This is a genomic window from Streptomyces pimonensis, assembly GCF_041380215.1.
GTDB classification, from domain to species: domain Bacteria; phylum Actinomycetota; class Actinomycetes; order Streptomycetales; family Streptomycetaceae; genus Streptomyces; species Streptomyces pimonensis.
In genome coordinates this window covers 20,385-34,504 of the sequence record NZ_JAHWZY010000021.1, presented here as the reverse complement: position 1 = coordinate 34,504, position 14,120 = coordinate 20,385, and the positions used below count along the sequence as shown (strand labels likewise).

General features: G+C 74.7%; 14 protein-coding genes and 1 pseudogene. 8 read left to right on the top strand and 7 right to left on the bottom strand.

Going from position 1 to position 14,120, the window contains the following annotated elements; all coding sequences use genetic code 11:
• Positions 1–52 precede the first annotated feature (52 nt).
• Positions 53–1,738 carry a P-loop NTPase family protein gene (locus KYY02_RS21185; RefSeq protein ID WP_371240169.1) on the bottom strand — a complete coding sequence of 562 codons (1,686 nt, stop codon included), beginning with the start codon at positions 1,736–1,738 and terminating at the stop codon, positions 53–55.
• Positions 1,739–1,789: 51 nt separating this feature from the next.
• Positions 1,790–1,984, bottom strand: coding sequence for a hypothetical protein (locus KYY02_RS21180; RefSeq protein ID WP_371240167.1), 195 nt, complete (start codon positions 1,982–1,984; stop codon positions 1,790–1,792).
• Positions 1,985–2,246: 262 nt separating this feature from the next.
• On the opposite strand from KYY02_RS21180, the gene KYY02_RS21175 reads away from it, so the two are divergent.
• From KYY02_RS21175 to KYY02_RS21155, 5 genes are all read left to right on the top strand, one after another.
• Positions 2,247–2,639: an ankyrin repeat domain-containing protein gene (locus KYY02_RS21175; protein ID WP_371240165.1), complete on the top strand. Its 393-nt coding sequence runs from the start codon at positions 2,247–2,249 to the stop codon at positions 2,637–2,639.
• A 300-nt stretch (positions 2,640–2,939) separates the two neighbouring features.
• Positions 2,940–4,358, top strand: coding sequence for a HEAT repeat domain-containing protein (locus KYY02_RS21170; RefSeq protein ID WP_371240163.1), 1,419 nt, complete (start codon positions 2,940–2,942; stop codon positions 4,356–4,358).
• A gap of 162 nt (positions 4,359–4,520) precedes the next feature.
• A complete protein-coding gene (locus KYY02_RS21165; protein ID WP_371240161.1) occupies positions 4,521–5,645 on the top strand; it encodes a glycosyltransferase family 4 protein in 1,125 nt (374 codons plus the stop codon).
• Positions 5,642–6,835, top strand: coding sequence for a glycosyltransferase (locus tag KYY02_RS21160; RefSeq protein WP_371240159.1), 1,194 nt, complete (start codon positions 5,642–5,644; stop codon positions 6,833–6,835). The genes KYY02_RS21165 and KYY02_RS21160 overlap by 4 nt, the downstream gene beginning before the upstream one ends.
• Complete coding sequence (locus tag KYY02_RS21155) at positions 6,832–7,683, top strand: SGNH/GDSL hydrolase family protein (RefSeq protein WP_371240157.1); 852 nt, start codon at positions 6,832–6,834, stop codon at positions 7,681–7,683. Before KYY02_RS21160 ends, KYY02_RS21155 begins: the two co-directional genes overlap by 4 nt.
• On the opposite strand, the gene KYY02_RS21150 is transcribed toward KYY02_RS21155, so the two are convergent.
• The 5 genes and pseudogenes from KYY02_RS21150 to KYY02_RS21130 form a co-directional block, all read right to left on the bottom strand.
• On the bottom strand, positions 7,680–8,555 hold the full coding sequence (locus tag KYY02_RS21150) for a 5-oxoprolinase subunit C family protein (protein WP_371240155.1): 876 nt from the start codon (positions 8,553–8,555) through the stop codon (positions 7,680–7,682). The genes KYY02_RS21155 and KYY02_RS21150 overlap by 4 nt on opposite strands.
• Complete coding sequence (locus tag KYY02_RS21145; protein ID WP_371240153.1) at positions 8,552–9,181, bottom strand: 5-oxoprolinase subunit B family protein; 630 nt, start codon at positions 9,179–9,181, stop codon at positions 8,552–8,554. The genes KYY02_RS21150 and KYY02_RS21145 overlap by 4 nt, the downstream gene beginning before the upstream one ends.
• Complete coding sequence (locus KYY02_RS21140) at positions 9,178–9,936, bottom strand: LamB/YcsF family protein (RefSeq protein ID WP_371240151.1); 759 nt, start codon at positions 9,934–9,936, stop codon at positions 9,178–9,180. The genes KYY02_RS21145 and KYY02_RS21140 overlap by 4 nt, the downstream gene beginning before the upstream one ends.
• Before the next feature lie 39 nt (positions 9,937–9,975).
• Complete coding sequence (locus KYY02_RS21135) at positions 9,976–10,821, bottom strand: putative hydro-lyase (protein WP_371240149.1); 846 nt, start codon at positions 10,819–10,821, stop codon at positions 9,976–9,978.
• Positions 10,821–10,955, bottom strand: a pseudogene (locus tag KYY02_RS21130) (MFS transporter); the annotation flags it as partial. The pseudogene KYY02_RS21130 and the gene KYY02_RS21135, both read right to left, overlap by 1 nt.
• Here KYY02_RS21130 and KYY02_RS21125 point away from each other — a divergent pair.
• The 3 genes from KYY02_RS21125 to KYY02_RS21115 all read left to right on the top strand — a co-directional run bounded on the left by KYY02_RS21125 (position 10,948) and on the right by KYY02_RS21115 (position 14,092).
• Positions 10,948–11,565, top strand: a complete 618-nt coding sequence (locus tag KYY02_RS21125; RefSeq protein ID WP_371240147.1) for a GntR family transcriptional regulator — start codon at positions 10,948–10,950, stop codon at positions 11,563–11,565. The pseudogene KYY02_RS21130 and the gene KYY02_RS21125 overlap by 8 nt on opposite strands.
• A gap of 69 nt (positions 11,566–11,634) precedes the next feature.
• On the top strand, positions 11,635–13,161 hold the full coding sequence (locus KYY02_RS21120; RefSeq protein ID WP_371240145.1) for a hypothetical protein: 1,527 nt from the start codon (positions 11,635–11,637) through the stop codon (positions 13,159–13,161).
• A gap of 49 nt (positions 13,162–13,210) precedes the next feature.
• The gene (locus KYY02_RS21115) at positions 13,211–14,092 is read left to right on the top strand and encodes a hypothetical protein (RefSeq protein WP_371240143.1); all 882 of its coding nucleotides are present in this window, start codon (positions 13,211–13,213) and stop codon (positions 14,090–14,092) included.
• Positions 14,093–14,120 lie beyond the last annotated feature (28 nt).

Below are 14,120 nucleotides of genomic sequence, written 5' to 3'. Positions count from 1 at the left end.
CGTGCCACGGCGCACCGCTCCAGCGGCAGGGACTTTGGGCACCGGCGGTCGGCTACGCGGTGGGCTTCGCCACCGCCGCCTCGGCGGTGACGGCGTCGGAGGGTGCCTCCGCCGGCGCCTCGGGCCCGGCGTCGGCCACCGCCTTCCCCACCGTCACCTTGTCGAGGCGCGCGGCCTCCACCACGCCGGTCTCCAGCCGCTCCGGCTCCTCGTCCGCAGGCGTCGTCCGGGGCGGCAACAGGTCGAGGACCGCCTCCCGCTCCGCCTCGCTGGTCGCGTCGTCGTACGGGTCCGGCGTCGCCGGAACCTGGAGACGGTGGACCGGTCCCGAGCCCAGCCGGGCGTAGCCGCGCCCCGGCGGGACCTGGGCGAGCGGTGTGGTGTGCGGCGGCGCCCCCAGCACGGTCCTCAGCTGTTCCGTCGTCGCGGGCCCGAGGACCACACGCGCGCGCGTGTGCTGCCGTACCGGATCGCTGAGGCCCTCCAGGCTGTCGAGCTGCTCGGCGACCACCACGGTGACGTTCGCCGGGCGGCCGTGCCGCAGCGGAACCTGGAGCAGCGACTGAGGATCCTCGCGGCCGTCCGCGGCGGCCAGGTGCGTGAACGTGCTCGGCCGGTCCAGCAGCAGCCACAGGGGACGCCTGGCGTCCTCGGGCGGCGGGTCGCCCGCCTGGTGCGCGCGGTTGGCCGCGATCACCCGGCGTTCCGTCTCGTGCGCGGCCCACTCCAGGCTCGTCAGCGCCCCCGTCAGCCCGCACTCCACGGCGAGCACGCCGTCCCGGCCGGCCAGGCAGGCGTACTCGCCGGTGCCGCCCCCGTCGACGATCACCACGTCGCCGTGGTGGAGGGCCTGCAGGGCGATGGAGCGAAGCAGCGTCGAGGTGCCGCTGCCCGGCTGGCCGACCGCGAGCAGATGGGGCTCGGTGGAGCGGATGCCGGTGCGCCAGACGACGGGCGGGACGTCGCGCCGCTCCCCGCCGTGGACGCCACGGGTGAGCGGCAGTGTCCGCTGCACCCCGGTGGGGTCGGTGAAGCCGAGGACCGTCTCGCCGGGGGCCGTGACGAAGGGCTGGGCGGCGATGTCGGTGGGCAGGGGCGCGAGGACGCGGACCGTGAGCCGGTTGGCCTCCTCGTCCCACGCGAAGTGGTACTCGCGGCCGCGCCCCGACTTCGCGCCGAGCAGGTGCTCGATCCGCGCCCTCGACTCCGGCTCACCGTCGGTGAAGTAGGCGGGGTAGCCGATCTCCAGGTGCGTGATCCGGCCGGTGGGGTCGAACTCGTACTCGGAGAAGACCTTCTCCCAGTCGCCGCCGTGGGCGTAGAGCGGTTCGGGGTCCTCGGCGGCGGAGAAGTACGGCACCAGGGCCTCGTAGAGCGACTTCAGGCGCTGGACCTGCGAGGTGTCGGGCCCGGCGGGCGCCGACGGGGCGCGGTCCCGGCCCTGCCAGGCCGCCGCCGCCATCAGGGTGACGACGGCGAGCAGCGGGCCGTACGGCGCGAGCGCCACGGCCAGCAGGACCGAGGCCACCAGGAAGAGCAGCGCGCCGCGCCGGTCCTTGGGCGTGTCGGCCCATCTGCGCCGCCCGGCCGAAGCCAGCCGGCGCAGACCGCGCACGATGGTGATCAGCGGATGGAGGATGTCCGTGGCGCTGTCGGCCGCCGTTCTGGCCAGCTCCCGGCTTCGGGCGAGCTGTGCGCCGCCGTTGCTCAGGATGCGGGGGAGGGGGCGCCGGGCCACTGCTGTCTCCAGAGGGTGTGTACGGACGGGCGGTGCGTGGTGTCGGGCGGATCAGAATTTGAATCCGCCCAGAAGGCCGGCCAGGCTTTCGCCGCCCGCCTTGATGCTGGGTGCGATGGCGGTGCTGGCCAGATAGAAGCCGAAGAGCATCGCCACCAGGGCGTGCGACGCCTTCAGTCCGTCCTTGCGGAAGAAGACGAAGACGACGATGCCGAGCAGCACCACGCATGAGATCGAGATGATCATGTGAGTTCTCCTGGTTCGCGAGGGACAGTCACCATGAGTGCGTCCAGGTTCACAGAATGTGTCTATACGATAAAAGGTGCAACTGGGTCGTTTCTCGGCGTTTCGTCCGGACGGGTCTGCCGTGATCATTACCTCGGGCGCAACGGCTCATGTGCCCGGCGAGCCAGTACCCTGGCGATTCACCCGTACGGCTCTGCACCGCTCGCAGGCGTACGTCCTGTCCCCGATGCGTGAAGCGCATGAGATGAGAGGCGGTCCGGCGATGACCGAAGCCCCCGACCCCGAGGTCGTGGAGCTGGCGACCAAGATCTTCGATCTGGCCCGGCGCGGCCGGACGGAGGAGCTCGTGGCCTACGTCGACGCGGGCGTGCCGGCCGACCTCACCAACGACCGGGGCGACTCCCTCGTGATGCTCGCCGCGTACCACGGTCACGCCGAGGCGGTGCGCGCGCTGCTGGAGCGCGGCGCCGACGCCGACCGCGTCAACGACCGGGGCCAGACACCACTCGCGGGGGCGGTCTTCAAGGGGGAGGCCGAGGTGATCCGGGCCCTTCTCGAGGGAGGCGCGGACCCGTCCGCGGGCACCCCCTCGGCCGTCGACACGGCTCGGATGTTCGCCCGCACGGAACTGATCGAGCTGTTCGGCGAACACTGAGCGACACGCTCTGACCAGCGATGACACGGAAAACGGGGGAGGCGGTACAGGGTCGCCGAAATTTCGGTCGCGGTGGATGTGACCGCCGGGTCATCATGACGACGTGATTCACGGACGCGATGGCTGGGCAGGTGTTGCCGCACCGCGCGGGCCGTGATGCGGCCCGCACGGGCCACCGACGAGAGGCAGAGAGAAATGGTCTACAGCAAGCAGGAAACGGCGGGCGCCCCGACGTGTTGTCACGCGGCCAGGTAATGCAGGTCCCCGGTTGCGCCGACGCTTGATGTGAGGCTGTTTCCCATGTTCGATCCGGTCATAGCGCCCAGCGGTACGCTGCTCGGCCTGCTCCAGCGGGGTCGCGGCGACGGCACGCTGCACGCGCTCACCGCCCCGCGCTCCGAAGCGCTCGCGGCGCTGAACCACTGTGTGCTGCACGACCCGCGCCACGACTGGCAAGTGGAGAACCGCTCCCTCTACTACGCCCGCCTCTACCTCGATCTGCACGGCGAACTGGACGCGGTCGAGGCCCACCTCTTCGACCCCGAGGACGTCCTCGACACCGACGAGTCCCGTACCGGACTCGCCCTCGCGGTCCTCGGGCACCTCGCTTCCTACGGCAGGCGGGACGCCCTCGACCTGTTGCGCAGGTACGCCGCCCACGGCGCCAACTGGGCCTGGGCCCTGGACGAGCTGGCCCTCCGGGACGACGACGCGGGCCTGCGTGCCCTGGCGGCCCCGGTCCTCGCGCGGTTCGCCACCGACACCGAGGGCGAGGCGGAGCTCGCCGCCACCGTCCGCGACGCCTTCGAGCCACGGCCCTGGCGACTGTGGGCCGACGACCCCCGCGAGTCCGTCGCCGCGCGCGTGCGCGCCGCCCAGGAGGCCGGTTCCTTCGACCGCTGGCAGCGGCAGATGCGCCCCGCCGGGCCCCGTCCCGGCTGGAGCGTGCGGGCGGTGTTCGAGTGGGCGCAGCAAGGCGTCGAGCGCGGTGCCGCACTCCACGTCCCGGCCGCCCGCTGCCTCGCCGCCGTGGCGGGCCCCGAGGACCGGCCCGAGATCGTCCGGGCCGCCCGGGACGGCGCAGAGGGAGCCCGGTGCGCCGCCCTGCGCTACCTCGCCGACAGCGACGATCCCGACGCCCTCGTCCTGATCGAGGGCGCCGTGGCCACCGGCTCGACGGCCGTCGTGGAGGCCGCCGTCGACGCCTTCGAACGCATGCGCAGTTCCGCCGCCGTCGACCGGGCGCGCGGCTGGGCCCGCCGGCCCGACCCGCTCGGCGCCGCCGCCGCCCGTGTCCTCGCCTGCCGGGGCGGCGTCCGGGACCGTGAACCGGTCCTCACGGCGCTGCGGGAGGCGGTACGGGGCGAGGGCCCCGACGCGCCCACTCTGTGGACCCTCGTCGACGGCGCCGGACGCCTCGGCATCGCCTGCGCCGCCCCCGTGCTCCGCCACGTCTACCGTGAGACCGCCTCGTCCCACCTGCGGGGCCGCGCCGCCCGCGCCCTCGCCGCGACCGACCCCTCGTACGGCACCGGGTTCGCCGTCGAGTGCCTGTGGGACTGCGAGGAGTCCACCCGCGAGATCGCCGCCCGGCACGCCGAGACCGGGGACGCACGGGTCGTCGAGCGCCTGCGCCGGCTCGCCGCCGACCCGGCCGAGGAGGCCGAGGTGCAGACCGCCGTACGCAGTCGGATCGGTCCCGAGGAGTCCGCTGTGTGACCCCTCCCACGCGGGTGGTGTGAACGGCGGACGACCCGTGGGCCAGATGTGCGTGGACATCGTCCGACCCGCGCGGGTGAGGGAGGCAACGCTCACGGCGCGTTCCCCGCCAGGAAAGATCCACGTTGACGTGACCACGTCCGACGCGGCGACAACACCGGTATGCGTGTCGTCATCGTGACCGAGTCCTTCCCCCCCGATGTGAACGGCGTGGCCCACTGCGCGCTCCAGACCGCCCGATACCTCGTCGACCGCGGCCACGCCCCCCTCGTCGTCGCCCCCGTCGTCGCGGGCGACGATCCCGACGGCGGGGCGCCCTGCCCCGTCGTCCGCGTCCCCTCCCTTCCGCTGCCCGGCTACCCCCAGGTCCGCGTCGCCCTCCCCAGCAGGCGCCTGGCCGCCGCGATCGCCGAACACCGGGCCGACGTCGTCCATCTGGCCAGCCCCTTCGTCCTCGGCGTGCGCGGCATGGCGGCCGCCGCCCGTCTGGGCCTGCCCGCCGTCGCCGTCTACCAGACCGACCTCGCCGGATACGCCCGTACGTACATGGGCGCCGGTGAGGCGGTGGCCTGGCGGCGCATCCGCTCCGTGCACAAGGCCGCCGACCTCACCCTGGCCCCGTCCGGCGCCGCCCTGCGGGACCTGGAGGCGCACGGCGTGCCCCGGGTCCGGCTGTGGCCGCGCGGTGTGGACACCGTCCGCTTCCGGCCCGGCCTCCGCGACGAGGCACTGCGCCGCGCCCTCGCCCCGAACGGCGAGCTCGTCGTCGGCTACGTCGGGCGGCTCGCCCCGGAGAAGCGGGTCGAACTGCTGTCGGGGGTCTGCACGTTGCCCGGCGTGCGGGTCGTGGTCGCCGGTGACGGGCCCAGCCGGCCGGCGCTGGAGCAGGCGCTGCCCGGCGCGGCCTTCCTCGGCCGCCGCACGGGCGAGGACCTCGCGCGGATCTTCGCCTCGCTGGACGTCTTCGTGCACACCGGACCGTTCGAGACGTTCTGCCAGACCGTGCAGGAGGCGATGGCGAGCGGGGTGCCCGTGGTCGCGCCCGCGGTGGGAGGCCCGCTGGACCTGGTCGCGCACGGCCGCACCGGGCTGCTCGTCCCGCCGCGCGACGCCGCCGCCGTACGCGACGCGGTGTGCTCCATGGCCGCCGACCCCGCCCTGCGGGCCGCGTACGGCGCGGCCGGGCGCGCGGCGGTCGAGGGACGCACCTGGGCGGCCGTCGGCGACCGGCTCATCGGGTACTACGCCGATGTGCTCGCCGGACCCAGGACGGCGGTGGCGGCATGAACGGATCACTGCGGATCGTGCGGCTGGCGAACTTCGTGGCGCCCGCGTCCGGAGGACTGCGCACCGCGCTGCGGGAACTCGGCAGGGGCTACCTGAGGGCGGGGCACCGGCCCGTGCTCGTCGTCCCCGGTGAGCGGGAGAGCGACCACGAGACCGAGCAGGGGAGGGTGATCACCCTCCCCGGCCCGCTGCTGCCCGGTACCGGCGGCTACCGCGTCCTCGCCGACAGGCGCCGGATCGCCGACCTGCTCCAGGACCTGGCCCCCGACCGGCTCGAGGTGTCCGACCGCACGACCCTGCGCTGGACCGGCCGATGGGCCCGGCGGGCCCGCGTCCCGGCGGTCATGGTCTCCCACGAGACCGCAGACGGGGTGCTGCGTGCCTGGGGACTGCCGGAGCGGGCCGCCCGGCGCACCGCGGACGCCCTCAACATCCGTACCGCGCACACGTACGCGCGCGTGGTGTGCACCACCGAGTTCGCCGAGCGGGAGTTCGTGCGCATCGGGGCCCGCAACGTCGTACGGGCCCCGCTGGGCGTCGATCTGGCGGAACGACACCCCGCACTGCGCGACCCGGTACTGCGCGCCCGGTACGCGCGTCTGCCGGAGACGCTGCTGGTGATGTGCTCCAGGCTGTCCCCGGAGAAACGGCCGGGGACCGCGCTGGACGCGCTGGAGGCGATGCTGCGGCGCGGGCGGCGGACGGTGCTGGTCGTCGCCGGGGACGGCCCGCTGCGGGGACGGCTGGAACAGAGCGCGCGGCAGCGCGGGCTGCCGGTCGCCTTCCTGGGACACGTCCGCGACCGGAGGAGGCTGGGCGCGCTCCAGGCGTCCGCCGACGTGTGTCTGGCACCGGGGCCCGCCGAGACCTTCGGGCTCGCCGCGCTGGAGGCGTTGGCGTGCGGCACACCGGTGGTGGTGAGCGCGTCCTCGGCGCTTCCGGAGGTGATCGGCACGGCGGGCGCGGTCGCCGAGAACCGCGGGGACGCCTTCGCGGACGCCGTCGAGCTGCTGCTGGAGCGTGCGGAGCCTGACCGGCGCGAGGCGGCACGCGCACGTGCGGAGCGTTTCGGATGGGGGACGGCGGTGAGGGCGTTCCTCGCGGCGCACGACGCGCCGGTGACGGTGCCGGAGGCGGCGGGCGGGGCTGTTCCTCCGGTACGGTCGGCCGGGTCCCGGGGACTCTCGTGAGACCGCTGCGGTTCGTGGCCCTCGGGGACTCACTGACCGAGGGGGTCGGGGACCGGACCGGCGGCGGATGGCGCGGCTGGGCCGCACTGCTCGCGCCGTCGCTGGACGCCGGGCCCGTGCGGTTCACCAACCTCGCGGTGAGCGGGGCACAGACGCGCGACGTGCTCGAGCGGCAGTTGCCCGCCGCACTGGAGCTGCGGCCCGACCTCGTCTCCGTCCTCGTCGGCGTCAACGACACCCTGCGCCGCACCTTCGACATCCGTGACGTGGTGGCACGGCTGGACCGGGTCTACGCCGCCTGCACCGGCCAGGGCGCCGTGCTGCTGACCGCGTGCCTGCCCGACCCCGGCGGAATGCTGGGACTGCCGGGGGCGCTGGCCCGCCCGCTCGCCCGGCGGCAACGGGCGGTGAACACCGTGGTCCACGCCCTGTCCGACCGGTACGGCGCGGTGCACCTGCACGCCTGTGAGGGCGACTGGACCACCGACCGCGCGATGTGGAGCGCGGACCGGCTGCACCCCGGTGAGCCGGGGCACCGCCAGCTGGCCCTGCGCTTCCACGCGCTGCTGGCGGGACACGGTCTCGCGACCGGGCCCGCTCCGTCGTCCGAGCCGGACTCCCCGGCGCCCACCAGGTGGGCGAGCCTGTGGTGGCTGGCCACGGCCGGCACCGGCTGGGTGGCCCGCCGGTGCACCGACCTGCTGCCGCAACTGCTCTCCCTGGCCGTCGACGACATGCGCCACCACGCTCGGGGCACCGGCCTCCGTCTGGACCTGCGCACCTCCGCCGCCGTCTCGGCGGCCCTGGCCGCATGCTCGGCGGGGGAACAACGCCCCGACGCCGCCTAGGAGCGCCGACGGCGTACGGCGACGAAGCGGACCGGCGTGCCGGGGCGTGCCTGCGCGGCGGCCGGGAGGTCGACGGGGTGGACGACCGCGATCACCGGGTAGCCCCCGGTGGTCGGGTGGTCGGCCAGGAAGACCACCGGCGTGCCGTCGGGCGGCACCTGGACCGCGCCCAGCACCATGCCCTCGCTGGGGAGTTCGTCCCGTCGGACCCGCTCCAGGGCCGGCCCGGCCGTGCGCAGTCCGATGCGGTTGCTCGCCGGCGACACGTGGTACGCGCGGGACGTGAGGAGCCGTACGGCGCCCGGGACGAACCAGTCGTCGCGCGGGCCCGGCGTCACCCGCAGCACGAGCTCGTCCGGGGGCGCCGGCTGCGGGACGACGTCCACGCGTGCGTGGCCCTCCCGCGCAGGCCCGAGGGGGAGCACGGTGCGGTCCGTGAGGGGGGCCGGGCCGAGACCGGAGAGCAGGTCCGTGGAACGGCTGCCGAGCACCGGTTCGACGGCGATCCCCCCGGAGACGGCCACGTAGGAGCGTACGCCGCGGACCGCCGCGCCGACGTCCAGCACGGACCCGGCACGCACGCGTACCGGCGCCCCCCAGGCGGCCGGCCGGCCGTCCACGGCGACCGGGCAGGGCGCCCCGGTGACCGCCGCGGTGACCGTCGAACGGGGCCGCAGGGAGCAGCCGTCGAGAGTCGTCTCCAGGACGGCCGCCTCCGGCGGGTTGCCGGCCAGTCGGTTGGCGAGCGCCGCCGCGGGCCCGTCCAGCGCCCCGGAGCGGGGCACTCCGAGGTGGGCGTGCCCCGGGCGGCCCCGGTCCTGCACGGTGGTGAGGGCTCCCGCGCGTACGACGGTGAGCGTACGGTCCGTCATGCCGCCGGTCCCGTCACGGTCACCGGGACGAAGCGCACCCGCGTGCCGGGGGAGAGCAACGCCGCGGGCACGCGCGTGTGGTCCCACAGCACGAGGTCGGTCGTACCGATCAGCTGCCAGCCGCCCGGCGAGGACCGCGGGTACACGCCGGTGTAGGGCCCCGCCAGCGCCACCGAGCCGGCCGGGACGGCGGTGCGCGGAGTGGACCGGCGGGGCACGTCGTAGCGCGCGGGCAGACCGGTGAGGTAGCCGAAGCCGGGCGCGAATCCGCAGAAGGCGACGCGGAACTCGGTGCCCGCGTGGACACGGACCGCCTCCCGCGCGCAGACGCCCCAGTGCGCGGCGACGTCCGCGAGGTCCGGACCGTCGTAGCGCACCGGGATCTCGACCGTCTCCCGCGTGCGCGGGGGTACGGGCGGCAGCTCGAGGGAGGTCAGCTCGGCGGCCAGCCGGGACGGATCGGACAGGCCGTCGAGCAGCACCGTGCGCGCCGCCGGGACGATCTCGCCGACCGGCAGCGAGCCCTCCGCGCGGCGCCGCAGCAGCTCCGCGTGGAGGGCCTGGGCCTCGTCGCCCGAGGAGACCTCGACGAGCAGGGCGTCCACGCCGACGGGCAGCACTCTCATACGAAGGCCTCCACCCGGATCCCGGACGCCTCCAGCGCGTCACGCACCCGTCGCGCCAGGCCCACCGCGTCGGGCGTGTCACCGTGCAGGCACAGGGAACGCGCCCGTACCTCGATGCGCCGTCCCGAGTGGGCTTCGACCTCCCCGTGGCGGGCCAGGTCCACCGAGCGGGCCACCACCGACTCCGGGTCGGTGACCACGGCGCCCTCCTGACGGCGTGGCACCAGCGCGCCCCCGTCGGTGTACGCCCGGTCGGCGAACGCCTCCGTGACCACCGGCAGGCCCGCCCTTCCGGCCAGTTCCAGCAGCCGGGAGCCGGGCAGGCCCAGCACGGGCAGCGTGGCGTCCGCCAGGAGCACCCCGTCGACGACCGCGCCGGCCTGCTCCTCGTCGCGCACCACCCGGTTGTACAGCGCCCCGTGCGGTTTGACGTACGCCACGCGGGAGCCCGCCGCGCGGGCGAACACCTCCAGGGCGCCGATCTGGTAGGCGACCTCGGCCGCCAGTTCGGCGGGTGGCACGTCCATCGCGCGCCGCCCGAACCCGGCCAGGTCCCGGTAGGAGACCTGGGCGCCGATCCGCACCCCGCGCCCGGCCGCGAGCTCGCACACCCGGCGCATGGTGGACGCGTCCCCGGCGTGGAAACCGCACGCCACGTTGGCGCTGGTCACCACGGACAGCAGCCGCTCGTCGTCGGTGAGCTGCCAGCGGCCGAACCCCTCGCCGAGGTCGGCGTTCAGATCGATCGAGGTCATGGGTCCTTCGTCTCTCCTGTCTCGTGTCGCACAGGGCGGTCAGGCCACGCGGAACTGCTCGTCTCGGGCGTCGCCGAGGAACATCTGCCCCGGTGCGTGCGTGGGGGCGAACTGCGGACGGGAGGCCGTGACCGCGGCCTGCGGGGTCACCCCGCAGGCCCGGAACACCGGGATGTCGCCCGGCTCTAGGTCCACCGGGTCGTCGAAGTCCGGGCGGCCGAGGTCGTCGACGCCCAGCCCGGAGGGGGCGCCGCGGTGCACGGGTCCGCCGTGCACCGCCGGCAGCAGGCTGCTCTTCCGGATCGCCGCGGAGAGGTGCTTTGGCGGCACCGGCCGCATGGACACCACCATCGGCCCGCGCAGCCGCCCCGCCGGACGGCACTGCCGGCTCGTCACGTACATGGGAACGTTGCGGACCTGCTCGACGTGCCGGACCGGAACGTCCGCCGCCGTCAGCGCCCACTCGAACGTGAAGCTGCGGCCGATCAGGAACGACACCGGATCACCGCGCCGGTGCGCCCGCACGTCCGTCGGCTCGTCCACCGGCTCGCCGTGCTCCCGCACGCGGTAGCGCGGCAGATCGGTGCGCAGGTCCGCGTCCGCGGCGAGGACGGTGGTCGTGGATCCGGCGTCGGTGACGTCCAGGACCGGACAGGGCCTGGGGCCGCGTCGGCAGAACAGCAGCATGTCGTACGCCCAGTCGGCGGGCACCGAGATCAGATCGGCCTGTGTGTGCCCCGCGGCCACACCGGCCGTGGGACCCGTCAGGCCCTCCCGGAAGCGGGAGCGCGCCGCACGGGGGCTCCACGCACGCGCGTGCTCGTCGGCCGGTGCCACGGGGCGGTCGTCCGCGACGGTCGGCACAGGGCCGTCGGTGTGGGGCATCACTCCAGTTCCTTCCCGCGCGTCTTCGGCAGCCCCGGCAGAGCCGGCGCCGCGATGCCGTAGCCGATCGCGCCGAGGACCAGCGCCCCGCCCACGCCCCAGCCGTCGGCGAGGAAGCCGACCGCGGTGGGGAAGAAGGGCTGCTTCCCGCCCGGCACGCGGCTGTCGGAGGACAGTACCGGCGGCGCGCTCGGCGTCTTCCGCAACACGCTGCGCGGGGCGTTCCGACTGCTCGCGCACGAACGGCTGCTCGTCCACGAACTGAACCGGGGCGTGTTCGTCCGGGTGCTGACCGTCGAGGACGTCTACCGCATCCGCCGGCTCGTCGAGTGCGCCGTCGCGCGCGGGCCCGGTGACCCGCCCTACGTGCTCGACGCGCTCGCCGAGGCGGTGGAGCAGGGGCGCACGGCGGCGCGCGAAGGCGACTGGAAAGGCGTGGGTACGGCCAATACCCGCTTCCACCGGGAACTGGTGGCGCTCGCCGCCGGCGAGCGCACGGACGAGCTGATGCGCGGTGTCTTCGCCGAACTGCGGCCCGCCTTCCACGTCGTGGACGAGCCGCAGCGGCTGCACGAACCGTACATCGCCCGCAATCCCGGGATTCTCCAGGCCTTGCGGGACGGGAACCGGGACAAGGCCGAGGTGCTGCTGGCGGCCTGCCTCGAGGGCTCGCTGGAACGGGTCGCCGAGGTGTACCGGCGGCGCGTCGGCGAGGACGGCCAGGACGGTCGGCCGACGGTGTGACGACCGTCGCGCCGGGACACAACCCGGTCGTTTGGGCTGTTGTCAGACCGAGGACCTAGTCTGTGCACCGTGACTTCGCCTGCATCGACGGACAGCGTTCCGCCCCAGCTCGGCGCGGGACCGCGGCCGGCACCGGGCCCGGCCGCCGACGAAGGGCTGGCGCGGCGGCTGCGCGCGCTCGCGTGCACCGCGCCGCTGCACGACCTCGACGCACGCAAGGCCAACCTCGCCGGCGAGTACTCGGTGTACGGCATGGCGGAGATCGCCCTCGCGGGCATCGACCTCGTCACCCTGAACATGGACTTCGACACGGGCGCGGACCACGACCAGATAGTCGCCCGGCTCCTCCCGCGCATCGCCGCCCAGGCCCCGGGCCGCCCCGCCGCCGAGCACGAGCGGGTGGCCCGCTGGGTCCTGGAGAACCTGATCAACGTCGGCAGCGTCGACCGGGGCTTCCGCGCGGTGTACGGCGTGTTCGGGGCGGACGGCACCTACGTGCGCCGTGACTACGACTTCAAGCTGATCGAGGAGGTCCCCGGCCCCGGTGGCACGGTGTACCTGCGGACCACCGACGAGGCGGTCAACGTCCTGGTCGGCGCCCTGGACACCGACGTCACCAGCGCGCAGATCGCCGCCGAGGTCAAGCTGGAGGTGCTGATCAGCCGCGGCAGGCTCGCCGACGCACAGCTCGCCGCCGAGCAGGCCCGCTACCGGACCGTGCAGTACTCCGAGACCCTGCGCCGGGCCCTGGACGCCACCCGCCGCAACGTCCGCGCGGTGGACTGGCTGAGCGCCGTGCCCGACATGATCGCCGAGGCCCTCGACCACGTGGCGGACCGCTACCGCCACGAGAACGCGATCCTCACCAACATCCGCAAGGCCCGTGACGAGTCCGAGGACCCCGAGCACAAGCGCCGGGCGGCCGAGCTGGTGGACATCGTCAAGGACTGCATCCGGCGCCACACCCAGCTGCAGTCCCGGCTGCTGGAGGCCGGCCCGCTGTTCCGCGCCGAACAGGACCGGCAGGCCTTCGCCACCCCCGCGTCGGCCTCGGGCACCGATCTCTACGGTCACCTCCTCGCGCCCCTGCTGCCGCTGCCCGTGGAGCGGGCGGCCCGGGTCACCGACGCCTTCTTCGCCCACGGCACCGGACTGCGCACCACGGTCTCCGTCCGGGTCGCCGACCTCGTCGGGATCCTGCTGACACCACCCGTGGAGCGGGAACACCTCGGCGCCGAGATGCCCGAGCCCGACCTGATCGCCACGCCCGACGACAGCCGTTTCAGCGAGGAGCAGCTGGCGGCCGCCACGGAGCTGCTGGACCTGCCGGCCGACGCACCGCGCCGGCTGTCCGGACTGCTCGCCGACGCCCGCCGACGGGACCCCGAACTGCCCTATCTGGTCGCCCTGCTGGCCATCCACGCCGCGAGTCCTCCGGTCGGCACCGCCTACCGCCAGGGCGAAAGGAAGCTGCTGTTCGCCGTGGACGACGGAACGGACCTCGACGATCCCGAGTTCGGCGGTGCCGACCTCATCGTCGGCACCGCCCTGCTGGACGCGGCGGGGATGGCCGCCGACCGGTCGGAGGCGGCATGACGGGGGAAGCAGTCCGCACCGAGGTGTCCCAGAGCAAGGAGTCCCGACCGTGACCGAGCACGTCGAGTGGAGCGAGCCGGAGGCCGTGGCCGCACCGGCGAGCGCCGCCGTCACCCCCGCCGACGCCGCCGACGCCGCGCGGCTCGTCGCCTTCGGCCTCCAGCCCAAGCTCCAGCCCGCCCGGGACCAGGAGTACGCCGACCTGCTGCGCCGCTACCGCGAGGACCCGCCGTTCGCACGGCTCGCCGACGCCGTGGCCACCGGCCTCGGACTGATCGTGCTGGAGGTGTCCCCGCGCGCCGGCATGGCGGTCACTGCCGCCGAGGACTCCGTCTTCGCCGTCCGCATGGGCGACTACGCGCGTCGCACCTCCGCCGACGGCGGCGACCGGTTCCTGCACGGGCTCGCCCACCTCGCCGTCGCCACCATGGCCTTCCCGCGCCCCGAGGACCTCGCCGACGACGGCTACATCGGGCGCGTCACGGTCAACGGCGTCGACGCCTTCGTCCGCCAGGCCTGCCACCGGCTGGAGGAGCGGGCCGCGCAGCAGGGCGAGAACACCGACCCGGCCAGTGACGCCCCCGGTCTGGAGGCCGCCTGGCGGATCTGGGCCAGACGCAGCTCGACCGGCGCCACCAAGGACGCACGCCGGCTCCCGGGATCGACCACCGGCATCGTCGCCAAGGCCGTCGGCTTCCTCACCGACTCCGGCTTCCTGCAGCGCACCGGCGACGACAACGGCGGCACGTACCGCACCACCGCCCGCTACCAGCTCCAGGTCCGTGACATGGCGGGCGGCGCCGCCATGGCCGAACTCCTGGAACTGGGCGTCGTCCCGGTCACCGACGGCACGCCCACCCTGCTGCCGCCCGAGGACGGCGACGACCTGGAACCGGTCGCCGACGCCGGCCTGCCGTTCCACTCCGCCTGAACCCCGCCTCACGAAGCCTCACGAGAGT

What these genes read in the sequence shown, in the direction of transcription:
- KYY02_RS21180 (WP_371240167.1), bottom strand. Translation starts at nt 1,984, where the DNA reads ATGATCATCTCGATCTCATGCGTGGTGCTGCTCGGCATCGTCGTCTTC.
- KYY02_RS21175 (WP_371240165.1), top strand. Translation starts at nt 2,247, where the DNA reads ATGACCGAAGCCCCCGACCCCGAGGTCGTGGAGCTGGCGACCAAGATC.
- KYY02_RS21170 (WP_371240163.1), top strand. Translation starts at nt 2,940, where the DNA reads ATGTTCGATCCGGTCATAGCGCCCAGCGGTACGCTGCTCGGCCTGCTC.
- KYY02_RS21165 (WP_371240161.1), top strand. Translation starts at nt 4,521, where the DNA reads ATGCGTGTCGTCATCGTGACCGAGTCCTTCCCCCCCGATGTGAACGGC.
- KYY02_RS21160 (WP_371240159.1), top strand. Translation starts at nt 5,642, where the DNA reads ATGAACGGATCACTGCGGATCGTGCGGCTGGCGAACTTCGTGGCGCCC.
- KYY02_RS21150 (WP_371240155.1), bottom strand. Translation starts at nt 8,555, where the DNA reads ATGACGGACCGTACGCTCACCGTCGTACGCGCGGGAGCCCTCACCACC.
- KYY02_RS21145 (WP_371240153.1), bottom strand. Translation starts at nt 9,181, where the DNA reads ATGAGAGTGCTGCCCGTCGGCGTGGACGCCCTGCTCGTCGAGGTCTCC.
- KYY02_RS21140 (WP_371240151.1), bottom strand. Translation starts at nt 9,936, where the DNA reads ATGACCTCGATCGATCTGAACGCCGACCTCGGCGAGGGGTTCGGCCGC.
- KYY02_RS21135 (WP_371240149.1), bottom strand. Translation starts at nt 10,821, where the DNA reads ATGCCCCACACCGACGGCCCTGTGCCGACCGTCGCGGACGACCGCCCC.